The 22,108-nt window shown below is 71.7% G+C and carries 23 protein-coding genes, 1 tRNA gene and 1 pseudogene; 12 read left to right on the top strand and 13 right to left on the bottom strand.

What is annotated here, in order from left to right; all coding sequences use genetic code 11:
• Positions 1-10 precede the first annotated feature (10 nt).
• Together E1165_RS10485 and E1165_RS10490 are read left to right on the top strand one after the other, a co-directional pair.
• Positions 11-787, top strand: coding sequence for a DeoR/GlpR family DNA-binding transcription regulator (locus E1165_RS10485; RefSeq protein WP_132390195.1), 777 nt, complete (start codon positions 11-13; stop codon positions 785-787).
• A gap of 133 nt (positions 788-920) precedes the next feature.
• Positions 921-1,877 (top strand): sporulation protein, encoded by a 957-nt coding sequence (locus E1165_RS10490; protein WP_132390199.1) that lies wholly within the window; start codon positions 921-923, stop codon positions 1,875-1,877.
• 53 nt (positions 1,878-1,930) lie between these two features.
• Here the strand turns inward: E1165_RS10490 and E1165_RS10495 are convergent, their stop codons facing one another.
• Positions 1,931-2,320: a hypothetical protein gene (locus E1165_RS10495; RefSeq protein ID WP_132390202.1), complete on the bottom strand. Its 390-nt coding sequence runs from the start codon at positions 2,318-2,320 to the stop codon at positions 1,931-1,933.
• Between the two features lie 351 nt (positions 2,321-2,671).
• Here E1165_RS10495 and E1165_RS10505 point away from each other — a divergent pair, with 351 nt between their 5' ends.
• Positions 2,672-3,079: a hypothetical protein gene (locus E1165_RS10505; protein ID WP_132390205.1), complete on the top strand. Its 408-nt coding sequence runs from the start codon at positions 2,672-2,674 to the stop codon at positions 3,077-3,079.
• A 75-nt stretch (positions 3,080-3,154) separates the two neighbouring features.
• Here E1165_RS10505 and E1165_RS10510 read toward each other — a convergent pair whose 3' ends face one another.
• From E1165_RS10510 to E1165_RS10520, 3 genes are all read right to left on the bottom strand, one after another.
• On the bottom strand, positions 3,155-5,377 hold the full coding sequence (locus E1165_RS10510; protein WP_207916814.1) for an ATP-binding domain-containing protein: 2,223 nt from the start codon (positions 5,375-5,377) through the stop codon (positions 3,155-3,157).
• Between the two features lie 228 nt (positions 5,378-5,605).
• Positions 5,606-7,114 (bottom strand): tetratricopeptide repeat protein, encoded by a 1,509-nt coding sequence (locus tag E1165_RS10515; RefSeq protein ID WP_132390212.1) that lies wholly within the window; start codon positions 7,112-7,114, stop codon positions 5,606-5,608.
• Positions 7,115-7,171: 57 nt separating this feature from the next.
• Positions 7,172-7,633 carry a MarR family winged helix-turn-helix transcriptional regulator gene (locus E1165_RS10520; RefSeq protein ID WP_132390253.1) on the bottom strand — a complete coding sequence of 154 codons (462 nt, stop codon included), beginning with the start codon at positions 7,631-7,633 and terminating at the stop codon, positions 7,172-7,174.
• Between the two features lie 50 nt (positions 7,634-7,683).
• Between E1165_RS10520 and E1165_RS10525 the strand changes: the two genes are divergently transcribed.
• Together E1165_RS10525 and E1165_RS10530 are read left to right on the top strand one after the other, a co-directional pair.
• Positions 7,684-8,205, top strand: a complete 522-nt coding sequence (locus E1165_RS10525) for a VOC family protein (RefSeq protein ID WP_132390215.1) — start codon at positions 7,684-7,686, stop codon at positions 8,203-8,205.
• 23 nt (positions 8,206-8,228) lie between these two features.
• Positions 8,229-9,233, top strand: coding sequence for a hypothetical protein (locus E1165_RS10530; protein ID WP_243704695.1), 1,005 nt, complete (start codon positions 8,229-8,231; stop codon positions 9,231-9,233).
• Here E1165_RS10530 and E1165_RS29855 read toward each other — a convergent pair.
• From E1165_RS29855 to E1165_RS10545, 3 genes and pseudogenes are all read right to left on the bottom strand, one after another.
• Positions 9,220-9,315, bottom strand: a pseudogene (locus tag E1165_RS29855) (DUF4236 domain-containing protein); the annotation flags it as partial. The gene E1165_RS10530 and the pseudogene E1165_RS29855 sit on opposite strands and share 14 nt — an antisense overlap.
• Positions 9,316-9,483: 168 nt before the next feature.
• Complete coding sequence (locus E1165_RS10540) at positions 9,484-9,990, bottom strand: GNAT family N-acetyltransferase (RefSeq protein WP_132390221.1); 507 nt, start codon at positions 9,988-9,990, stop codon at positions 9,484-9,486.
• A 43-nt stretch (positions 9,991-10,033) separates the two neighbouring features.
• Positions 10,034-10,927 carry a helix-turn-helix transcriptional regulator gene (locus E1165_RS10545; RefSeq protein ID WP_132390224.1) on the bottom strand — a complete coding sequence of 298 codons (894 nt, stop codon included), beginning with the start codon at positions 10,925-10,927 and terminating at the stop codon, positions 10,034-10,036.
• 136 nt (positions 10,928-11,063) lie between these two features.
• On the opposite strand from E1165_RS10545, the gene E1165_RS10550 reads away from it, so the two are divergent.
• On the top strand, positions 11,064-11,840 hold the full coding sequence (locus E1165_RS10550) for an SDR family oxidoreductase (RefSeq protein WP_132390227.1): 777 nt from the start codon (positions 11,064-11,066) through the stop codon (positions 11,838-11,840).
• Positions 11,841-11,910: 70 nt separating this feature from the next.
• Here the strand turns inward: E1165_RS10550 and E1165_RS10555 are convergent, their stop codons facing one another.
• Positions 11,911-12,342 carry an SsgA family sporulation/cell division regulator gene (locus E1165_RS10555; RefSeq protein WP_007457244.1) on the bottom strand — a complete coding sequence of 144 codons (432 nt, stop codon included), beginning with the start codon at positions 12,340-12,342 and terminating at the stop codon, positions 11,911-11,913.
• Between the two features lie 368 nt (positions 12,343-12,710).
• Here E1165_RS10555 and E1165_RS29860 point away from each other — a divergent pair, with 368 nt between their 5' ends.
• Together E1165_RS29860 and E1165_RS10565 are read left to right on the top strand one after the other, a co-directional pair.
• Entirely contained in the window at positions 12,711-13,292 is a 582-nt protein-coding gene (locus tag E1165_RS29860; RefSeq protein WP_371687323.1) for a TIGR02611 family protein, read from the top strand.
• Positions 13,293-13,377: 85 nt separating this feature from the next.
• Positions 13,378-13,452, top strand: a tRNA-Val gene (locus tag E1165_RS10565).
• 166 nt (positions 13,453-13,618) lie between these two features.
• Here the strand turns inward: E1165_RS10565 and E1165_RS10570 are convergent.
• Together E1165_RS10570 and E1165_RS10575 are read right to left on the bottom strand one after the other, a co-directional pair.
• Positions 13,619-14,197 (bottom strand): HD family hydrolase, encoded by a 579-nt coding sequence (locus E1165_RS10570; protein WP_132390233.1) that lies wholly within the window; start codon positions 14,195-14,197, stop codon positions 13,619-13,621.
• Entirely contained in the window at positions 14,194-15,321 is a 1,128-nt protein-coding gene (locus tag E1165_RS10575) for a DNA-binding transcriptional regulator (protein WP_132390236.1), read from the bottom strand. The genes E1165_RS10570 and E1165_RS10575 overlap by 4 nt, the downstream gene beginning before the upstream one ends.
• A 580-nt stretch (positions 15,322-15,901) precedes the next feature.
• On the opposite strand from E1165_RS10575, the gene E1165_RS10585 reads away from it, so the two are divergent.
• The 4 genes from E1165_RS10585 to E1165_RS30695 all read left to right on the top strand — a co-directional run bounded on the left by E1165_RS10585 (position 15,902) and on the right by E1165_RS30695 (position 18,707).
• Positions 15,902-16,120 (top strand): hypothetical protein, encoded by a 219-nt coding sequence (locus E1165_RS10585; RefSeq protein WP_132390238.1) that lies wholly within the window; start codon positions 15,902-15,904, stop codon positions 16,118-16,120.
• An 860-nt stretch (positions 16,121-16,980) separates the two neighbouring features.
• Positions 16,981-17,163 (top strand): hypothetical protein, encoded by a 183-nt coding sequence (locus tag E1165_RS10590; protein ID WP_132390241.1) that lies wholly within the window; start codon positions 16,981-16,983, stop codon positions 17,161-17,163.
• Between the two features lie 571 nt (positions 17,164-17,734).
• Entirely contained in the window at positions 17,735-18,382 is a 648-nt protein-coding gene (locus tag E1165_RS10595; protein WP_132390244.1) for a hypothetical protein, read from the top strand.
• A gap of 16 nt (positions 18,383-18,398) precedes the next feature.
• Positions 18,399-18,707 (top strand): hypothetical protein, encoded by a 309-nt coding sequence (locus tag E1165_RS30695; protein WP_207916810.1) that lies wholly within the window; start codon positions 18,399-18,401, stop codon positions 18,705-18,707.
• 62 nt (positions 18,708-18,769) lie between these two features.
• Here E1165_RS30695 and E1165_RS10605 read toward each other — a convergent pair whose 3' ends face one another.
• The 3 genes from E1165_RS10605 to E1165_RS10615 form a co-directional block, all read right to left on the bottom strand.
• A complete protein-coding gene (locus tag E1165_RS10605; protein ID WP_132390247.1) occupies positions 18,770-19,537 on the bottom strand; it encodes an enoyl-CoA hydratase-related protein in 768 nt (255 codons plus the stop codon).
• An 18-nt stretch (positions 19,538-19,555) separates the two neighbouring features.
• The gene (locus E1165_RS10610; protein WP_165945184.1) at positions 19,556-20,917 is read right to left on the bottom strand and encodes a hypothetical protein; all 1,362 of its coding nucleotides are present in this window, start codon (positions 20,915-20,917) and stop codon (positions 19,556-19,558) included.
• Positions 20,914-22,108: AMP-binding protein (locus E1165_RS10615; RefSeq protein ID WP_132390250.1), on the bottom strand; the 1,195-nt coding region annotated here is incomplete at its 5' end. The genes E1165_RS10615 and E1165_RS10610, both read right to left, overlap by 4 nt.

Genomic DNA, 22,108 nt, shown 5'->3' on the forward strand with positions numbered 1-22,108 from the left:
AGGAGGTTCGATGCTCGCCCAGCAACGGCAGAGCGCCATCCTGGAGCTGATCCGGCAGCGCGGCGGTGTGCGCGTCAGCCACCTGGTCAGTCGCTTCGGGGTCTCCGACATGACGATCCGGCGGGATCTGGAGGTGTTGGCCGAGCGGGGCCTGGTCGACAAGGTGCACGGCGGCGCCACCCTGGCCGGCCCGGGCTCCGCCGAGGAGCCCGGGTTCGCCGCCAAGTCGATCCGTCAGCAGACGGAGAAGCGCGCCATAGTGGAGCGCGCCGCGTGCCTGGTCGAGCCCGGCATGGCGGTCGCCCTGTCCGCCGGCACGACCACCGCCGCCCTGGCGACCCGGCTGGCCGACGTGCGCGGGCTGACCGTGGTGACCAACTCGATTCCGGTCGCCGACGCGCTCTACCAGAATCCGCGTCCCGACCAGACGGTCGTGCTGACCGGCGGCATCCGTACCCCGTCGGACGCGCTGACCGGGCCGGTGGCCGAGGCGGCGATCGGTTCGCTCAACGTCGACGTGCTGTTCCTCGGCGTGCACGGGATGAGCCCGCGCACCGGCTTCACCACGCCCAACCTGCTGGAGGCCGCGGTCAACCGGCGACTGATCAGCGCCGCTCGCCGCCTCGTCGTGCTCGCCGACCACACGAAGTGGGAGACGATCGGCATCGCCACCATCGCCCCGCTGGAGGCGGCCGACGTGTTGATCACCGACGCCAGGCTGCCCCCGGAGGGCCGCCGCCAGATCGGCGAGCAGGTGGGGGAGTTGATTGTGGTCGAGGCCGACTGACCGGTCGCCGTGGCGTGGCGCGGGGCGGGCGGCCCGACTGCTTACAGCGATCTCACAGCCCCTCCGGTTAGGGTGCCCGGTAGCCGTGTCGCGCTCCATGGTGGAGTGCGTCTACCGTGAAGCGGGAGTTCCGATGGTCTTCAAGAAGATGCTGAGCGCGTTCGGGGTGGGCGGGCCCAGCGTCGACACCGTACTGGCCAACCCGAACACCCGACCCGGGCTGGCCCTCGACGGGCAGGTCAACCTCGTCGGCGGGGACGCCCCGGCGAACATCGAGCAGGTCACGGTCGCCCTGGTCACCCGGGTGGAGATCGAGGGCGGCGACACCGAGTACGCCGGGATCATGGAGTTCCAGCGGGCGACGGTCAGCGGTCCGCTCCAGCTGGCGCCCAAGCAGCAACTGTCGATCCCGTTCCGGCTGCCGGTGCCGTGGGAGACCCCGGTCACCGACGTGTACGGCCACCGCCTGCACGGCATGACGATGGGGCTGCGCACCGAGCTGGCGATCGCCCGGGCGGTCGACAAGAGCGACCTGGACCAGGTCAACGTCCACCCGCTGCCGGTGCACGAGCGGATCCTGGAGGCGTTCCAGCGGCTCGGCTTCCGGTTCAAGCACGCCGATCTGGAGCGCGGCCACATCCGGGGGACCCAGCAGACGCTGCCGTTCTACCAGGAGATCGAGTTCTTCGCCGCGCCGCAGTACGCCCAGACGATCAACGAGGTCGAGCTGACCTTCGTGACCAGCCCGCACGGGGTGGACGTGGTGCTGGAGTGCGACAAGCGCGGCGGGTTCCTCAGCGCCGGGCACGACGTCTTCGGCCACTACCAGGTGGCGCACGCCGACGTGGACCGGCTGGACTGGACAGCGGTGGTCGACGGGTGGCTGCGGGAAGCCACCTCCCGCTACGGCGCCCTGCGGGCGCAGGGCTTCGGCGGCGGGCACGGCCACGGGCACGGCCGGCGGTCGGGTATGGGGGGAATGGTCGCCGGGGCGGCGCTCGGCGTCGCCGGCGGCATGGTCGCCGGAGAGATGATCGAGGACGCCTTCGAGGGCGACCTCGCCGAGGACTTCGGCGGCTTCGAGGAGTAGGACCACGGACGAGGGGGCCTTCCGGGAATCCCGGAAGGCCCCCTCGTACCTCGTCACCGGCGCTTCGACCGCTCCTCGTGCGAGCGGTGTCCGCTACCGGCCTTCGCCAGGCCACGGCTGCCCAGGTAACCCAGGGTCAGCAGGGTGATGAAGAACCACGCCTGACTCGGGTTGTTCAGGTTCAGCCCGTTCGTGGCGGGGCCGCGCCAGAACGCGGCGATCACCACGGCCGCCACGGCGGCGGCGTAGATCCAGAACTCCGTCGTCAGCAGCGAGTGCTTGGTCTCGGTGCCGGGTGCCGGTGCCGGCTGCCGGTGACCGTCCTGCATCATCGGCATCGGACGGGTCGGCGCCTCCTGCATGGCCATGTCCGACATCGGGCGGCCGGGCGCCTCCTGGGTCTGCCGGTTCATCGGCCTGGTGGATGCAGCCTGCGTGCTCATCTGGTCCTCCTCAGGATTTGATGAGTACCTGCGATCTCGCCCCGCTACCGCGTTTCGGCCACGGCACGGTTCGCGTACTTGGCGAGGCCACCCGGGGTCTACCCGAGGCCCCGGAGGAGGTAACACCCCGCCGGCCCCGGATCCGGGGCCGCGCCGGCGCGCCGCGCGGATCCGTGCCGTGACGAGCCAGCCCGAGCCCCGGTCACGGGCCGGATGGGCGGTACGGACCACTGCGGCCCGGCCGGGGGCGACCGTCCGGTCTGTGCGTGGACGGTGGCCGGGCCCGGGGCGGTTTGCCCGGGGCGTCAGCGGGCAGCCTGTGGATTACGCCAGATCTGTGAGGTGATGGACGTGCGTGACGACGACAGGATGCGGGAGTCCACCCGCCGGGCCGAGGAGCGGCTCACCGCCGGCGTGTACGGCGAGGGCGCGCTGGACGAGGTGACGACCCCGCAGACGGACGTGAACCGGGTGATCCAGGACGAGGATCCGGACGACCCCGCCCACGTGCCGGTCGACCCGGCGGTGCTGCGCGACGGTGGCCCCACCCGGGGGCAGGGCGCGGTCACCACCACCGGCGGCACCGCCGGCCCGGCGAGTGTGCGCCGCCTGGCCCGCCAGCCGGAACGGCATCCCGGAGTGGTGGCCCCGACCACCACGGGTGACGCCACGACGGGCGGCCTGAGCACCCCGGCCGCCGGCACCACCAGCGACGCCTCGGGCCCCGGCGCGCAGGTCGGTAACCTCACCGAGGACTGATCGGGGAGCCTGCGGTGGGGCGGCGTCCGACGCGGACGCCGCCCCACCGCCCGTCGGCAGCGCGGCCGGCGCCGGTCAGGGCGCGGGGCGGAGGATGCCGAGGCGTTGGGTGGCCCGGGTGAGGGCGACGTAGAGGTCGCTGTGCCCGCGGGGGGACTCCGCCACGATGCGGTCCGGGTCGACGACCAGGACGCAGTCGAACTCCAGGCCCTTGGCCTGGCCGACGGTGAGGACCACCACCCGGCTCTCCAGCTCGGGCTGCTCACCGACGGCCGCCTCCGGCAGCGCGGCCACCACGGCGGCGGCCAACTCCTCGGCGCGTCCCGCCGGCACGATCACCCCGAGCCGGCCATCGGCCAGCCCGGCGGCCTCCCGGGCGGCCGCGGCGACCAACTCGTCGGTCAGTGCCGCGGCGTCGACGGTCCGATCCCACGGGGGTACGCCGCTGGCGCGTACCGAGCGGGGCGGGCGCAACGCCGGATCGATCTCGGCGAGCACGTCGGCGGCGACCGCCATGATCTCCGCCGGGGTGCGGTAGCTGACGGTCAGCTCCTCCAGCCGCCAGCGTTGCGCGACGTACGGTTCCAGCGCGTCCGACCAGGACGGGGTGCCGGCGAGCGCCCCGGTCTGCGCGACGTCGCCGACGATGGTCATCGACCGGCTGGGACAGCGGCGCATCAGCAACCGCCAGGCCATCGGTGAGAGTTCCTGCGCCTCGTCGACGATGACGTGCCCGAACGCCCAGTTCCGGTCGGCGGCGGCGCGCTGGGCGGTGGTCAGCCGGTCGGCCTCCTCCTGCCGTTCCAGCAGCCGGTCGGCGTCGAGCAGGTCGGTGACGCCGAGGATCTCACCGCCGTCGGCCTCGTCCTCGACGTCGATGGAGCGGGAACCCCGCCAGATCTCCAGCACGCCCTCGGCGTACTCGCGTTGGGAGGCGCGGATCCGCTCTCGGCGGGCGGCGGCGGCCCGCTCGTCCTCGCCGAGCAACTCGGCGGCCTCGTCCAGCAGTGGCACGTCGGCCGGGGTCCAGCCGCCGCCGGGCGCCCGGTGCAGCAGGGCCCGTTCGGCGTCGGTGAGCATCGGCGCGGCGGTGGTGATCCGGTCGGTCGAGGCGTACAGGTCGGTCAGCAGGCGCTGCGGGGTGAGCACCGGCCACAGTTCGTCGAGCGTGGCCCGGACCCCCGGCTCCTCGCGCAGCTCGCGGCGGATCTCGGCGCGGTCGGCCTCGGAGAGCAGGTTCTCCCCGCCCAGCGGGTCCGCGCCGATCCGCTCGGCGACCTGGTCGGCGAGGGCGTGCACGATCTCGACGTCGAGCAGCGCCCGGGCCAGGTTGTGTGGCCGGCCCGAGCGGCGTACCCGGTCGCGGGCCTGACGGACGGTCTCCGGGTCGAGCAGCAGCGTCTCCCGTTCGACCTCGACCGCCAGCGGTTCGTCCGGCACCCACTGCCGGTCGCGCACCGCGTCGGCGAGCACCTCGGTCATCACCGGGCGACCCTTGAGCGCCGCTACCCGCGCCGGCTCCGCGCGCCGTGCGCGCACCCCGGGGAAGAGGTCGCCGGGGGTACGCAGCAGCACGCCGGTCTCCGCCAGCGCGGGCAGCACCTGGGAGATGTACCGCAGGAAGGTGGCGTTCGGGCCGACCAGCAACACGCCCCGGGTGGAGAGTTCCCGCCGGTGGGTGTAGAGAAGGTACGCGGCCCGGTGCAGCGCCACCGCGGTCTTGCCGGTGCCGGGGCCGCCCTGCACCACCAGCACGCCCGGCAGTTCGGCCCGGATGATCCGGTCCTGCTCGACCTGGATGGTTTCGACGATGTCGCGCATCCGCCCGGTACGGCCGGCGTTGAGCGCGGCCAGCAGCGACGCCTCGCCGGTGAGTTCCTCGTGGGCGGTGGGGGAGGCGGTGGCGATGTCCAGCACCTCGTCGTTGAGGCCGGTGACCTTCCGTTGCCGGGTACGCAGGTGCCGCCGGCGCCGTACGCCCTGCGGGTTGGCGGCGGTGGCGAGGTAGAAGGGACGGGCGGCGGGGGCGCGCCAGTCCATCAGCAGGGGGTCGTAGTCACCGCTGGTGTCGAAGATGCCGATCCGGCCGATGTAGTGTCGGGCCCCGTCGTCGCCGTCGAGCCGGCCGAAGCAGAGGCCGTTCTCCACGGCGGAGAACTGCTCGACCTGCTCGGCGTACATCCGCACCGAGCTGTCCCGCTGGGAGCGGTCCTGCAACGTGCCGCCGGTGTGCCGCAGTTCCTCGGTGAGCCGCCGGGCGGCCTGCTCGCGCAGGTCGTCGAGCCGGCCGTAGAGCATCGAGACGTACTCCTGTTCGCGGCCGATCTCGTCGTCGTCCCGCTGCTGCCCGGAACCGTCGGAGTGCGTTGACAAGCCGTCTCCTCGTCAATTATAATCGCTGAAGGAATGGCAAAGAATGCCATTCCTTTTTTGTGCCTGAACTGAGAAACCTACCGCGCGGCGAGCGCTCCCACCAAGCGCGCCGGGCCGGCGGCTGACCGCGGCACACCGACGTGTGCGCTGCCCTCAGCGGCGCTTGGTGCAGACCTGGCCGGAGCGGGCCACGCTCTCGGTCGACCAGACCACCGCGATCGTGAAGCAGTAGTCGTTGGTGCGGTCCAGGCCGTACACGACGAAGTTCTGCGTCCCGGCGGGCAACTCCTGGAAGGCGCGCGTCTCCTGCCCGGCCCGGCCGCCGGCGACGACCACCGGGCCCTCCGCGCCCGGCGGGTACCGCCAGGACAGGGCGATGTCGTCACGCCGGTCGGTCAGCCGTACCTGGTCGGGTGCGGCGGCGACGGCGGTCGGCCCCGAGGTGGTGGGGGTGGTGGCGAGGTCCGGCGTGCCGCCGGGCGGGGCCGGCGGCGGCGCGTGCTGCTCGCCGCCGTCGACGCCGGCTACCCCGGCGATGACCGCCACGGTGCCGAGCAGCACCACCGCCACCCCGCCCACGACGAGCGGCACGGCCCGGCTGCGCGGCGGCGGCTGCTGCCGGGGCACCACGACCGGCAGCAGCCGAGCCGGGTCGTGGTCACCCACCCGGTACACCCCGTCGGCCTCGGCGTACCCACCGGTCGGACCGCGACCGGCCGGGGGGAGCGGGTCGTACGCCGGCCCGGCGGGCGGCTCCGACGGCCACGGATCGACGTGCTGGCCGGACGGGTGCCCGGCGTCCGCGTCCTCGGTGGGCAGCCGCTGGCCGGGCACCGTCGGCGGGTACGTCTCGTCGGTCGTGGCCGGGCCCACCGGCCAGGTCGGTGGCTCGGGCGGCCCCTCGTCGGGCGGAGCGGTACGCGCGGCGGGCACCATCGGTACCGGGTCCTGCGGTGGGTGTTCGTCGTCGCAGACGTGGTCCGGGTCGGCGGCCGACCGGGCCAGCGTGGTCACCTGCCGGGCGAGCGGGTCCTCGGCGTCCAGGTGCTGGCGGGCCAGGTCGCGGGCGAGCGCGAGGTTGTCCTGCGCCTCGGAGAACCGGCCGCAGTCGCGCTGCATGGCGCCGAGCCGGGCGAGCATCTTGATGCCGCTGGGATGCCCGTCGCCGTAGACCTCGCGGTGCAGCTCCCAGGCGTCCTGCAGGCGTTCCCGGGCCTGGGCGCACTGGCCCCGGGCGTACTCCACGGTGGCCAGGTCGGCGTGGGCGGCCAGCACCCGCAGCGACTCGGGCCCGTCGTGGGCGGTCAGTTCCAGGATCACCTCGGAGTAGAGCCGGGCGGCCCGGGCGTCGCTGCCGACCCGGTGCAGCACCGCCGCCAGGGTGGCCGCCGCGGCGATCGTCCGTTCGTCGGAGCCGCCGTGCAGCCGGGTGGCCGCGGCGTACGCGAAGGCGGCCCAGCCGCGTGCGGAGTGCGGCTCGCCGAGCGCGACCAGTATCCGCGCCTGGAGGCCGGCGGCGTCGGCCAGCTCGGGCGAGGCGTGGTCAGGGCGGGGGTCGGCGTCGGCCAGCGCGTCGGCGAGTAGCCGCTGGGCGCCGGCAAGGTCGCCGGCGGACACCAGGTGGTGCGCCTGGAGGGTCAGTTCGCCGAAGCCGGAGGACACGCCCCATCGTGCTGGTCCGGCCACGGTATGTACAACCCTTGCCGGGCAGCAAGTTGGTCAGGAACCGGTCAGGTGGGCGACCAGGGTCTCGCTGATCCGGCGCAGCTGGTCGAGCTGGGCGGGGCTGAGCGCGTCGAAGAGGTGGCGGCGGACGCCCTCGACGTGGCCGGGGGCGGCGGCGGCGAGGGTGGCGAAGCCCTCGTCGGTGAGCACGGCGATCTGGCCGCGCCGGTCGGTGGGGCACTCCTCGCGCCGGATCCACCCGGCGGCCTCCAGTCGGGCGGCGGCGTGCGAGAGCCGGCTGCGGGACGAGCCGCTGCTCTCGGCCAGTTCGCTCATCCGGAGCCGTCGCTGCGGGGCTTCGGAGAGCCGGACCAGGATCTCGTAGTAGGCGTGCGGCATCCCGGCGTCGCGTTGCAGTTCGCGGTCGAGGGTCTCCATCAGCGCCCGCGTGGCGGTCAGGAAGGACCGCCAGGTCTGCTGCTCGTCGGGGTTCAGCCAGCGGGTCATGAGAACCATCATACCGGTAGTGGTTGAACGCTCAACAAAACGGCGCTACGGTGGTGGCCATGGGAATCCACCGCCTCAACCACGCCGTACTCTACGTCGGTGACCTGGCCCGCAGCGTCGCCTTCTACCAGGACGTCCTGGGCTTCCGTCCGGTCCCGATGACCCCCGAGGGCTTCCGCGGCGCCGCCTTCCTCCAGGCGCCCGACTCCACCAACGACCACGACCTCGGCCTGTTCGAGATCGGTGCCGCCGCCGGCCCCAGCCAGGCCGGGCGCGCCGCCGTCGGCCTCTACCACCTGGCCTGGGAGCTGGACACCCTCGACGAGCTGGCGCGCACCGCGCAGCGGCTGGCCGCCGTCGACGCCCTGGTCGGCACCGCCGACCACGGCACCACCAAGAGCCTCTACGGGCGGGACCCCGACGGGCTGGAGTTCGAGATCGTCTGGATCGTCCCCGCCCACCTGCTCGACGACGCCGCGCTGACCGCCCGCACCCGGATCGGCCGGCTCGACATCGACCGCGAGCGGCAGCGCTACGGCGGCCAGACCCGCGGCGGGGTGGGGATCTCCGTACCGGCCTGACCGCCGTACGGTACAACGGCAGGATGTCCACCGACGCCGTCCTGCGCGAGCTGCTCGTCCGACAACTCGACCACTGGTTGCCCGGGGCGCTGCACCGCTCCCGGCGGGCCACCCTCGCTCTCGCGTACGCCGGGGACGCCGGCACGGCGGAGGCGGCCCTGCGGGTGGTCGCCGGGTACGCCGACCGGCTCCGGGGCCGGCGGCTGACCGTCCTGGTGCTGGCCGGCGGCGGACCTGACCTGCCCGCCCGGCTCGGCCCGGTCGAGGCCACCCTGCCGGCCGACGTGGCCGTGCACGTGGTGCCCGGAGCCCCTTCCCGACTCCCGGTCGCGCTCAAGGCCGCCGGCGCGGCCGGCGCGCCGCTGCTGACCGTCGCCGACGGCCCCGACCCCGCGTCCGCGGTGCTGGCCGCCGCGGCGACCGGCCGCCCGGCGGAACTGCTGCTCACCGCCGAGGCGCCGGCCGCCTTCCGGGCCGCGCTGGAGACCGCCGGGTTCCGCCTGGCCACCGAGGTCGAACTGGTCCCCGCCGACGGCTCGCCGGCCCGGGTGGTCGCCTTCGGCACCACCCTCGACAAGAGCCTGGAGGCGTTCAAGGACGCGCTCTGGGAGGTCGACGAGCGCGCCGGGGTGCGCTACCGCGACCGCACCGACCCGGCCGGCGCGCTGCTCGACATCACGCCGCAGCCCGATCCGGGTCCGCTCCGCCGGGAACTGCAGGCCGAGCTGCTCCGCTCCGGTCCGCGCACGCTCACCGAACTGCGCCGGCACACCGCCACCGCGACCGCCTACCGGGCCGCCGACACCGTCGCGGCGCTGACCGATCTGCTGGTCACGGGCGTGGTGCGCCGGGACCCGGTCGACGGGCGGCTCGGCGGCGACGTGGTCATCAGTGCCGCGACCGAGCCGATCGCCGTACCGTCTGCCGACCTCACGCCCGGGACTTGTCCTGCTTCCAGGACAGCGGCCCCGGCAGGTCGACCCGGTGCGCCTTCGCCCGGGAGTTCCAGGACCAGCGACCGATCCTGATGCTCCACGAGGAGAAGCCGTTCTCGGTGAAGTTCAGGATGATCGGCCCGTACTTCTTGCGCTTGCGGAACATCAGGCCCATCGTGGGGCTCCCTTCGCCTACCCTGTCTTCCCTGCCGTCGGCGTCGCCAACCGTGTCTCGGCGTCGCTGTCTGTCATCTCCGGATCGGACATGCCCGAATCGAGGAATCCCGAAACCCGTTCCCGTCCCCCGTGGACGGTGCCGCCCAGCCCCGGTCCGGGTCGCTGCTCAGGACCGGTCGACGGCGAGGACGCGGGTGACGCCGCCGTCGTCCTCGGTGACATCGCGCTGATGGGCGAAGCCGAGCTTGCCCAGCAGCGCGAGCGAGGCGTGGTTCTCCTTTGCCACGGTCGCCCACACCCGGGACAGGTCGAGGGTGTCGAAACCGTACCGGACCAGGGCCCGTGCCAACTCGGTGCCGAGACCACCGCCCCAGGCCGGCCTCACCAGCGCGTACACGATCTCGTGGCCGTCAACGTCCTCGGTGTGCTTGATTTCGGCGTGCCCGACGTACCGGCCGTCGCGCCGGACCGCCCAGACGTCGAAGAGATCCTCCGCGTACACCTTGCTGAACAGCCGCCCGAACAGGTCGGCGGCATCGGCCGGGGTGAGCGGGCCGTTGCCCATGAACCGGCCCACCTCCGGATCGGACAGGAGGGCGACCGAGTCCGCCGCGTCGTCCGGCTGGTACGGCTCCAGCAACAGTCGGTCGGTACGCAGGACGGGTGTGGGCATCAGTGGGCTCCCGGTCGTCGGGTACAGAGGGGTCAGCTCGTCATCATGCCCGCCCGGGGCCCACGGTCGGCTCGGCCGGGGACCTCGGCCTGACGATCCGGGGTGGCGGCTGGGTGTGAGCCGCCCGGAAGGCTCCGGGGCTCATCCCGACCTCGCGGGTGAAGAAACGGCCGAAGTTGGTCGGCTCGGGGAAGCCGAGCCGGCGACCGATCCGGGCCACCGGTTCGTCGGTGGCGGCGAGCAGCCGGCTGGCCTGCAACGCGACCCGCTCGTCGACCAGTTGCTTCGCGCTGCGCCCGGTCACCGCCAGGCAGGCCCGGGTGAGGGTACGCACCGAGCAGCCCAGCTGCGCCGCGTAGTCCTCCACGCGGCGGGTGTGCCGGTAGCCGCGTTCGATCTCCCGGCACAGCCGGCGGAACGTGACCACCTCGGCCCGGTGCGTGCCGCTGCCGGGGCCGGCCGGGACGGGCAGCAGCGACAGGCGCAGCAGCAGCACGGCGAGCTGGTGCCGGAGCAGGGCCCGGCCGGCCGGGTCGTCCCGGTGCTGGCGGACGTCGACCGACAGTTGGCTGACCTCGTTGATGATCGCGTCCTCGTCCTCGCCCGTGAGCTGGTGGTGGGCGGGCACCGCTGCGGTGTCGACATCCATCCCGCGCAGTGCTCCGTGGCGCCAGCGCACCACCGTCGCGTCGAGGTCGGGGGCGCAGCGCAGCACCTGGCCCGGAGCGGCGCGCAGCAGCGTGCCGGGCCGGCAGGGCAGGAGACGGAAGTCCAGCTCGGCGGTGCCGTGCCCGCCGGTGACCAGCAGCAGCAGGTCGGCGTCGAGCAGGATCGGGCGGCGCCAGGCGGGCTCGGGTGCGAGGTCGGCGAGGTCGATCAGGTCGATCTCGGACAGGTCGGGACGGGTTGCCGGGGAGAGCTGACCGGAAGGGACCATCACTGCGACGGTAACCCCAGTGGGCCGGCCCTGCATCCCCGCGACGGGACGACTGTCGCGCGCGCGGGGTTGTCCGGGTGTCGGGGCCGAGCTACGTTACCGAACGGTAGGTCCCCCGATCGGTGATGGGATGGGCATGACGGATCTGTTCACGGTCGCCGGCAAGACGGTCCTGGTCACGGGAGGTTCACGGGGCATCGGCCTGATGATCGCCCGGGGCTTCGTGCGGGCCGGCGCCCACGTGATCATCTCGTCCCGGAAGGCCGACGCCTGCCAGGCGGTGGCGAGGGAACTCTCCGCCGAGGGGCGTTGCGAGGCCATCCCCGCCGACCTCGGCCACGACGCGGGCGCCGAGGGGCTCGCCGCCGCCGTGCGGGAGCGCACCGACCGACTCGACGTGCTGGTCAACAACGCCGGCGCCACCTGGGGCGCGCCGCTGGAGGCGTACCCGGAGGCCGCGTTCGACAAGCTCTGGGCGGTCAACGTCAAGGCCGTCTTCCGGCTCACCACGGCGCTGCTGCCGGCGCTGCGCGCCGCCGCCAGCGCCGACGACCCGGCCCGCGTGATCACCATCGGCTCGGTCGACGGCCTCCGCGTGCCGCTCATGGAGGTGTACGCCTACTCGGCCACCAAGGCGGCCGTGCACATGCTCACCCGCAGCCTCGCCCATCAGCTCGCCGGCGAGCACATCACGGTCAACGCCATCGCGCCCGGCCCCTTCGAGAGCAAGATGATGGCCTTCGTCCTGGACGACCCGGCCGCCCGGGCGGCGGTCGAGAAGCAGGTGCCGCTGGGGCGGATCGGCCGCCCGGAGGACATCGCCGGGACCGCGATCTACCTCTCGTCGCGGGCCGGGGCGTACCTGACCGGCGCGGTGATCCCCGTCGACGGCGGCATAACCACCCACGGCTGAGGCCGTACCCGGTGCCGGGCAGCCGGAGCCGCGCGGACTCGGCAGATCCGCGCGGCTCCGATCCGGTGGTTCAGCGGCCGGCGAGCAGCCGGTTCACCGCGGTGTCGACGTCAAGGTGCTCGGCCTCGCGGCCACGCGGGACGACGACGTAGGTGCGGCGCAGGAAACGCACCAGGACGCTGCGCGGCACCTCGAACAGGGCGTTGCCGTCCGGCGACGACAGCGCCAGCGCGACGAAGTCGCCGCGCGGGGTGGCCCAGGGCCACACCCGGACGTCGCCGATGCCGGCCGGCTCGTCGAGGCCGGTGACCAGCAACTCGCGGGCGAAGGACCAGCTGACGGCCTCGCCTCCGGCGGATTCGGCGTGGAACAGGACATGGACCGCATACGGGTCAGCAGGGTCGTAACGCAGACTGGCGCGCACCGGCAATGCGGTGGCGTCAGGCGCGACGAGCCTTAGCGACGTCTCGACCTCGACGGTCGTTGGTCGAATCACACTCATGGACGTTCTCCCCCCGGCACCGCTGCGGAACGCGCGTGTCCCGCTTTTCCCATACTCAGGTGCTACCTCTGGCTACGCTCCGCCATACGCTGACTTCACCCAGTGGTGGGAAGGGGGTGGGAAACGCCACGAGAACGTGAAGGCTCTTGTACGATTCCGGCTCTGCCCAGTGCGTCATCCCGTCCGAAGTCGGGTGGTTCAGTCGTCGACTTACTCCGGTAACGTCCAGTGGTCTGCGCAAGTGACGGGCCCGGGCGACACTGGGGGAGGAAATGGTCACGAACCGTTCCTCGGTGGGTGTCAAGGCCGCGACCGGCTCGTCGAAAGCAGGGGCCCGAGCAGCCGAAAGGCGGGGGAGCGAAGTGCCGATGGAACAACCAGGATCCGACGGTCGGACGGCGCCGTCGGGCCGTCGAGTCGCCGCCCGCCGGACCGGCCCCGCCGGCTCCGGTCGAGCCCGTGGAGCGAGCGGCTCCGGCCCCGGGCGTGCCGGCCCGGCCCGTCCCGGCGGCCCGACCGGCCCCACCGGTACGGCCCTGGCCGAGCGTCCACGCCCCGGCTGGCGGCAACGGATACGCATCACCCTCGACCTGATCCGCGCCAACCCCACCGGCCGGGTCGCCCTCAAGATCTTCATCGCCGTCGCGGGCGCGCTCGTGGTCACCGTCGGCATCGCCCTCATACCGCTGCCCGGCCCCGGTTGGCTGATCGTGATCGCCGGCCTGGCCATCTGGGCCGTCGAGTTCCACTGGGCGCGGCGACTGCTCGCCTTCACCCGCCGGCACGTGCACAACTGGACGCGATGGGCCACGTCACGATCGCTGCCGGTACGGTTCGCCCTCGGTTCCGTCGGCCTCGTCTTCGTGGCCACCATGGTGTGGCTGTCGGTCAAGTACAGCCTCGGCATCGACCTGGTGGCGAAGCTGCTGCACCACCTGGCGACGCACTGACCAGCTCTTGATCGACTCGCGGGCGACGAGCGGTACCCCGGGTTTTTGGTCCGGTCTCTCGATCGGGTAGAGTCAACGGTGCTGAGGGCGATTAGCTCAGCGGGAGAGCGCTTCGTTCACACCGAAGAGGTCACTGGTTCGATCCCAGTATCGCCCACCATTGAAGTAGCGCAGAAGAGCCACCCTCGGAAGAGGGTGGCTCTTGCTGATTCCATCGTCAGGTGTCGTTGGGTGTCAGCGGATCGTCAGCGAACGCGTCGCGGATGCGTTGATCCCGCCCGTTCGACCGGTGGGGCAAGCGTCGAGCGCCGAGCAATAGCTCGGGCTCACTCCGGCGGCGGGGGAGTGAGCCAGGCGAGAGGTTGTCCGCTGAGGGCGGCGTCGGCGAGGCGGTGGGCGCTCGCTGTCTTGAGCGCCGTGCGTGAGCTGTCGATCCAGCGCTGCACGTTGTCGATGCCCTGATGGCGGTACTCGACGGCCTGGACGAGACATTCCAGCTTGTCGGCGTCGCGAGCGACGACGGCATCCAGTGTCTCGCCCGCTTCGTACTCGGCAACGGCGGCGGTGATGACGTCGGCGACGGCCGGTGGGCAGGTGGCGACCTGGTCGGCGGTGACGGTGGTGTTGGGTGCGGCAGTGAGGTAACGCTTGGCGATGTGTGGGATGTCGGTGATCCGGGTTTCCTGGGTGTCGTGCAGCACGCAGAGCATCGACACCCGGGCCGGGTCAGCGCCTTCCATGGCAGCGAGCATCATTCCGATGAGCGCGGTCCGGAAGGAGTGCTCGGCGATGGACTCGGGGTGCTTGACGCCGGCGAACCACCAGCCCGTGCGGGCGGCGCGTTTGAGGACGCCGGCTTCGAAGATGAAGCTCATCGCTCCGGCGGCGTCGTGGTCATCGGTCATCTGCCCGTCCCTGTGCCGGTGAGTCCGTCCGCCCGCAGGCTGTAGACGATAGAGGTTAGTTCCTGCCGGGATTGTGCGGAGATCCGGTCGCTGTCCAGGAGCGGGATGCTGCGGTCGAGGAGTGACCGAGTCGCGGCGGGGTTGTCGAGAGCGAGACCGCGTCGTGCGGCCAGCAGAGCCCAGACGTTGTGGATGTTGAGGTCGACGAAGGGGTGCCCTGGGTCCAGGCGCTGGACCAGGTGCCGAAGAAGGATCGAGCCATGCCAATCCGCGAGCGTCCCGGGCATGAAGGAGTCGTCGCGGTGGCGGTACGGGATCTCGCCCACCCAGTAGGCCGAGTAGTTGAGGGCTGCTCGCTCGCAGGCGTCGTCCGGGTGCGCGCGGGCGATGAAGTCCCGCAAAGGTTCCGGGTCGCCCTGGTTGGCCAGGGACGTGACGACGGAGCGGGCATCCGGCCACAGCGGTGACCAGGTGTGGAAACTGGTCGCCCGGCGGGCGCGGGCGGTGGTCTGGGTGAGCCATCCTGCCACCGTCCTGCTGGGGTCCATGCCGGCGAGGAAGCAGGCTTGTCGGTGCAGCAGCACGCTTGCGTTGCGTCCGACTGCGGCGCGTTCGGCGAGCACGGGAAGGCGAGCGAAGAACGTACGTTGCTCATCGACGGGCAGGGTCGGACCACTCGCGACCGGACCCCGCCGCGAGTGGGCGATGGGTAGCCCTCTGGCGAAGGTCGGTGTCTGCCCGAGGACGGCCCAGAGGATCAGGTCGGTCAGGCGGTGGGTGAGTACGGACCAGCCGAGCGGCTGCTCGGCGATGTCGATGCGTTCCACCTGTTCGTCGAGGACTGCGGCGAGGATGACGTCTGCCTCGGCGGCGTCGTCGAGTGCGGCGAGCAGGGCCGCGTTCGCCCCGAGCCGGCCGAGCCTGTGCCGCACGGCGATCGCTTGCCCGAGCGGCACTGCCGTGAATGGCCGGCGCCCGGATTCCCAGCTCTGCACGGTCACGCGATCGACGCCCAGGTCGACGGCGAGCTGCTCCTGCGTCAGCGGGATGGACTCCCGGATCAGCTTGAGTAGGTAGCCGGTCACCTCGCCCCGCTGTTGTGCTGATCGTCCGCGACCTGCCATCCGTCATCCCTACGTTGACCGGTGGTCGACGTTCCCGCCGTCAAACCCACGCTTCGGCAGGACCTGTGGCCTGCTCACTCGTACTGCCGGTGAGTCCAACCGCCGTCGTCGTGATCGTAGCGTCGCAGTTACCGAACGTTCCAGATCCGGCCCCGTGGTTCGGGGTCGGCCATGGAGCGCTGCCCGGCGGAGGAGTCAGTGATGCGGGACAGGACACCACCGGGGCGACGAGTGCCCTACGACCAGTACGTGATCGCTGTCGCGATGACCCTGGCACGGCGACACCGCCCGGCATGGTCTTGGCGGAAGTGGGCGTGGGTCTGTCGCTGTGGGGCGAACCTGCCCTGTCGCAACCGACACCGCATCCCGATCAACCGGGGGCACTGGCCCGCCAAGGAGGAGCAGTGACGAACGAGGCGGAGCAGCGGATCCTGGTCGTACATCTGCCGGGGGTGGATGGCCTGTGTACCGGTTGTCGGGCGTGGTGGTCGCGGCTGACGCCGTACCCGTGCTGGCAGGTGGACTGGGCGACCAGTCGGCAGGCGCGGTCCCTGACGGCGGCGCTGCTCGGAGGTCGCACATGACCACGCACGGCCCGGTACTGCCGATCTGGAGCTGCGGCGGCTGCGACGCGCCCTGGCCCTGCCGCACCCGGCAGCGGGAGTTGCGCGCGGAGTTCGACGGCACTCCGATGTCCCTTGCTCTCTACCTGGGTGCCCAACTGGTGCGTGCCTCCGAAGACCTGGCCTGGGTGCCGGCGGGGGTGCTGCACCGACGCTTCCTCGGCTGGCTGCGGTGAGCATCCTGCGGCCCGGGGACGAGAAGTTCCACTACAGCGACGGCTCCCACGTGGATCCCGCCAGACCCCGACTACGACCAGGAGGTCTGGGATGAGCAGGTGCGCCAGCACAAGCAAGGCCACCTGAGAAACGAGCGCCCGAAGGTCCGCATCCAGCGCCTCGCCTGATGCCAGCAGTACAGCAGCGAAGTACAGCAACCGTGCCAGTCGAACGGGTCCGAGACGAGCCTCAGCAGGCCGCATGACCTCGTATGAAGCCCGATCCGACCGGCTCGCCGAGAGTTCACACCGAAGAGGTCACTGGTTCGATCCCAGTATCGCCCACGCAGCTCAAAGGCCACTTCCCATTGATGGGAGTGGCCTTTCTGCTGCCCGTACAGCAGCACCATCAGCGGCCGAGGGCGTCGCCGAAGGTACGCGCACCTCGCGCGGGTTCCCTCCGACCGGCGTGGCGGTGCCGCGCTTCGACGGCCGCCCACGTAAGCAGGGGCGACGTGCCGATCGCCGTCCTAGCCGACGACGCCTTGGCCGCCGCCGCCCCCGTTGCGCCGCCGCATCGGCAACGGACCCAGCGTCATCGCGCGGGTGAACTGCCGAACGCTGCGAGCGACAACGAGCTGACATGTCCTCGGCGCGTCCGGATGCACGCACACGGGCGTTCACCTTCGTCGCGGGTGTCGAGCCGGCCCTGACCTTCGTTCGCGGCCCGTCATGAGCGACCGCGTGCGGACCGCCGCACGATCCAGCCCGGGGCAAGGCCACCTTGCGTCTCGCTCCGGCTCAGGCCCCCGGCGGGAGGAGCTGCCGGAGTAGCTCTCCTTGGGAAGGGTCGGATCCAGGTACCGGACGGGGATGCGACCGTGGACGGTGACTCTGCTGGCTCGGTCGCGGGAAACGCAGGCGATGAGGAGCCGGGCGTCGAGGAGCTTGCCGTGGGCATCGACGGGGAACTTCCCGGCGAGGTCGAAGTGGCAGTGGACGCAGCGGAACGGGAGCAGGGGAAGGCGCGCGCGCCGCCCGATGTGAAGACGCGTGGACATTGATTCCTCTGAAGACCTGACGGGAAGGCATGGGAAAGAGCCGACGACAACGTCGGCGACCGATGCACGGGCAAGATGTCAGGTCTAAAGAGCAGGCGGCGTCACGCGGGGTGAGGTCCTTCCGTGTGGGTCGGAGAAGAAGATCCAGTTACAAGGTAGGGCGGACGGGCCGGGGAGGCGACTCATATCTGTCCTGGTGTGGAGCGCGGAGCAGCGGGCTCGGCGAGCTGGGCGTCGGCCACGCGCCGATCGCCTCCGCAGCCGTTTCTGCCGTGACAGGCGATGGCGCGCCGTGCGTTCGGGCGAAGTGACCCCTTGGTCAGGGCTGACCCAGCGCGACCCAACCGACCGCAAGAGGAGCAGCCGCCCGACACGTCGGTCGAGCACGCCTACGCAGAGGCCAGGGGAGTGCTCCATGGGTTGCCGGCGGCAACTCCTGATCCGCGACATCAGCCTGTCCTCTGGAGGAATCGCTGGGACGGCACGACCGCGATCCTCGGAGCGCGACTGCCGTGGGCTGGTTGCGGCGCCACCGTAGTGTGAGGACAGATCCGTTTTCGGAAGGCGTGCAGCTGTGCTGGATACGGTCCTCAGCCTCGTTGGCGTAGCGCTTGTCGTGGTGTCGCTGTGCTTCTCTGCTGTACAGACGCGGGAGGTGGCGAGACAGAGCCGCATCAACAACGGTATCGGCTCAGCCGCCGCCCTGATGGAGATGAACAACGTATCTCGTGCTTGGCACGACCGCCTGCTTGAGAATCCATCACTCCGCCCGTATTTCTTCGATGGTCGACCCTGCGCGCCGCACCATGACGATCGGCAGTCGGTGTTGACCCTCGCGGAACTGCTCGCCGACGTTCTTGAGTGTGAACTGCAGGTGGCCGCGTTACTGCCGGACTTCCACTTCGCCCACTCCTGGTACGAGTGGCCAGCGCACATGCTGAAGCAGAGTCCGGTTCTGGCTGAGGTGGTGGAGTGCCATCCTGAGTGGTGGCCGGCGCTCCGCTCCCTGCGACGGGCGATCTCTGAGCCAGACGGTGACGGTGCGGTGATCCACCCCCTGGTTGGGTCGCGTAAGGCCCGTTGGATGGGTGCCTCGCTGCGGCTCCCACCGGTACGTCTATCGGGAGCACGACCTCGAACCCGCAGAAATGGTCGAACGATGGCCCAGGCGGACACCGCCTCGTCGAGCCCTCGTGCGACCTCAACCGACGCGGATGTGTGACCCTGTCATCGAGCGGATGAAACGCTTCCACACCGGCCGCCTGCGCCTGGCCGCCTTCCTCGCGGCCGGCGCGGCGTTCACCGGCGCGGGCGTCATGGGAGTGGTCCAGCCCGACGCGATCGCCGTCGCCCGCCCCAGCGTCGCCTGGGTGCCGTGCGCGCAGGACGTCACCGCGCAGTGCGGCACACTCGCGGTGCCGGTCGACTGGGCGGATCCCGCGGCCCGACCTTCGACCTGGCCGTCGCCCGCCGTCCGACCACCGACCCCGAGGCCCGCGTCGGCGCCCTGGTCTTCGGCCCGGGTGGGCCGGGCGACTCCGGCGTGACCCGGGTGGTGACCGGAATCGGCCGGTTCAGCGACGAGCTGCGGCGTGCCTGCGGTGCGGCTCTACCGGCCACGGAAGCGGGCGGGCCGCTTCTCCAGGAACGCGCGCATGCCCTCGGCCTGGTCCTCGGTGCCGAACAGGGCGTGGAACGCGCGTCGTTCGAAGAGCAGCCCCTCCCTCAGGCCGACCTCCAGGGCCCGGTCGACCGCCTCGCGGGCCGTCATTACCGCCGGCTTGCCGTACGCGGCGATGGTCTCGGCCACGGCCGTCGTCTCGGGCAGCAGCCGGTCGGTGGGGAACACCCGGGCGACCAGGCCGGCGCGTTCCGCCTCTTCGGCGTCCATCAGTCGGCCGGTGAGGATCATGTCCATCGCCTTGGCCTTGCCGACCAGTCTCGTCAGTCGCTGGGTGCCGCCGATACCCGGGATGACGCCGAGCGTGATCTCCGGCTGGCCGAACCGGGCGTTGTCGGCGGCGAAGACGAGGTCGCACATCATCGCCAGTTCGCAGCCGCCGCCGAGCGCGTAACCGGCCACCGCGGCGATCTTCGGGGTACGCAGTGCGGCGAAGGCGTCCCAGCCGGCGAAGAAGTCCTCGGTGAACATCTCCAGCGACGTCCTGGCCGCCATCTCGCGGATGTCGGCGCCGGCGGCGAAGGCCCGCTCGGAGCCGGTGATGACGAAGCAGCCCACGTCGGGGTCGCGGTCGAGGGGGCGCAGCGTGTCGACCAGTTCCGTCATCAGGTCGGTGCTGAGGGCGTTCAGTACCTCCGGCCGGTGCAGCCGCACGGTCACGACCCGGTCGCGTTGTTCGATCTTGATGTGGTTCATGTGACTGTTTCCTTTCCCTCAGGAGTCCCAGATGGCGCCGTAGGCCGGGATGCCCCGGCGTTCCAGGCCGTGGACGACCTGCCAGGTCAGCTTCTTGTTCGAGATGCAGATGACGGCCTCGGCCCGGAACGCCTCGTAGGCGGCGTACGCGAGTTGGACCATGTCGGGCTTGCCGTGTTCGGCGGTGTCCCAGACGATCGCGTCCGGCTGGTCGGCGAGGATCTCGTCGACGAGCGCGTTGCCGTAGGTGGTCCGTGGGCTGCGGGTCGCCCAGACCAACCGGGCGGGTACCTTCCGGGCCAGCAGGTGTGGGAGCACGGGGCCGATGCCGCTGCCCGTGGCGACGTAGACGACCTTCGTGAACAGGGTTTCGATGTTGGCCACCCCCGCGGTGGTGATGCCCTTGACCCAGACGTGGGAGGGGGCGTCGTCGATGAACGATCCGGTCCAGTCGCCGGCGCGGGAGATGGTGAGCCGGAAGCCGGTCTGGCCGGGGGTGGGCACATTGGCGAAGGAGTGCCATTCCCAGAGTGGACGCCGGCTGATCGCGGTGGACGACCCGGCGAACGGTGTCGCACCGTGGTCGAACCGGGCCAGCGCCACGTGGCGGGAGGGCCGGATGACCTCCACGGGCACCCTGCGTAGGCGCAGCCAGGGCAGGGCGACACTGACGGTGAGCAGGGCGAGGACCCAGATCTGCGGCGCGGCCAGCAGGTTCCGGTCGTGGTCGGCCCGGACGAAGAGCACCGTCTGGGTCCAGAACAGGACCAGCGCGGCCCACCCGCCGAAGCGGTGCACCCGTTCGAACCGGTCGTGGTGTCGGGCCCGGTACGTCGGTCGTGCCGTGGTGACGATGACGCCCAGGAGCGCGAGCAGGAGGTAGGAGACCACGAGGAGGTCGACGGGTACGGGTTCGCCCCGGTGCGCGGCGACGGTGGCGGACCCGACGAGGACCAGGAACCACAGCGTCCCGGCGAGCGCGCCGCCGACGTGCAGCCCTCCGAAGTGGTACACCTTCGCCAGGGTCCAGCGGATTCTCAGCGGCCACCGGGTGGGTGCCCGGGTGGCGAGCCAGAACAGCAGGTTGATGACGTACTGCTGGCGGATGAGGATTGCCAGGGCGAAGTTGGCCAGGACGGCGTCGGAGATGGCCGTCAGGCTGGTGTGGTCGGTCGACCACCAACGGCCCTGGGAGAGGGCGTGTCCGAGCAGCGCCAGGTTCGCCGCGAGGACGAGGGCGACGAGGCGGTGGTGGTGCATCAGGCGGGGATGCTTGAGGACGCGTCGGGGCAGCGACGTCGGCGCAGGCAGGGTGACCGCGGCGGGGACGGCGACCTCGGCGGGAGTGGCCGGCGTCTCGACCGGGCTGGTGACGCTCATGCCGCCTGCTCCCGCTCTCCGGAGGCGGCGAGGCGCAGCAGCGCCGCCTTGTCGATCTTTCCGCGGCTGGTTTCGGGCAGTGCGGCCATCGGATGGATGGCCGTCGGGACGCAGTAGTAGGGCAGGGCGGACGCGACGGCCCGCTTCGCCGCCTCCGGGTCGACGTGGCCGGGGGCGACGAACGACACGAGGCTGCGGTCGTCGAGTTTGACGGTGGCCGCCCGCCGGCAGCCGGGCACGGACTCGAGGACGGCGGAGACGGAGTCGAGTTCGACCCGGAATCCCCGGATCTTCACCTGGTCGTCGGTACGGCCGAGGTGTTCCAGTTGGCCGTCGGGCGTCCAACGGCCGAGGTCCCGGGTGCGGAACATCGGCCGTCCGTCGCCGAGGAACGGGTCGGGGGCGTAGCGTTCGGCGTTGAGCGCCGGATTGTCGAGGTAGCCGGCGGAGACGCAGTCGCCCCCGGCCCACATCTCGCCGACGGCGCCGATGGCGCAGGGGCGACCGGCCGGGTCGAGGACGTACACGGTGTTGTTGGGGGTCGGGCGGCCGATGGTCAGCCGGGCGGCGTTCACGTCGTGGCGGTGCATCGTGTTCACGATGGTGGTCTCGGTGGGACCGCAGGCGTTGTAGAAGGCGCAGCGGCGGGCCCACCGGTCAGCCAGCGGCCGGGGGCACGGTTCGCCGGCCACCGCCACCACCTTCACCTGTGCGCACCGATCGGGGTCCAGGCCGCTGAGAATGGTCGGGGTGGCGATGAGCGCGTCGACGCGCTGGGCGGTGGCGGCGAGGTCCTGGCCCCGGATGACGAGGGTGGCGCCGTGGCTGAGACAGCCGAGGATCTCCCAGGCCGCCATGTCGAACGCCACGTTGAGCAACTGCCCGACCCGCCAGCCCGGCCGGATGCCGAGGTTTCCCGGTGCGGTGAGCAGGATGTTGCAGACGTTGCGGTGGGTGACGACGACCCCGTTTGGTCGTCCCGTGGTGCCGGAGGTGAAGAGGACGTAGCAGTTCCCGCCGGTGCTGGTCGGCCGCTGGGCGGGGACGAACCGGTCGTGGGAGCGGACGAGGGGCTGGGACATCACGGTGTCGACGGCGACGAGGTGGTGGCCGGCCGGTACAGGTATCCGGTCGGCGGCGGTGGACACGGTCAGGACGACCCGGGTGGCGGCGGCGTGGATGACGTGGCGG

Origin of the sequence: Micromonospora sp. KC723 (genome assembly GCF_004348595.1) — a bacterium.
In the GTDB taxonomy this organism is placed as follows: domain Bacteria; phylum Actinomycetota; class Actinomycetes; order Mycobacteriales; family Micromonosporaceae; genus Micromonospora.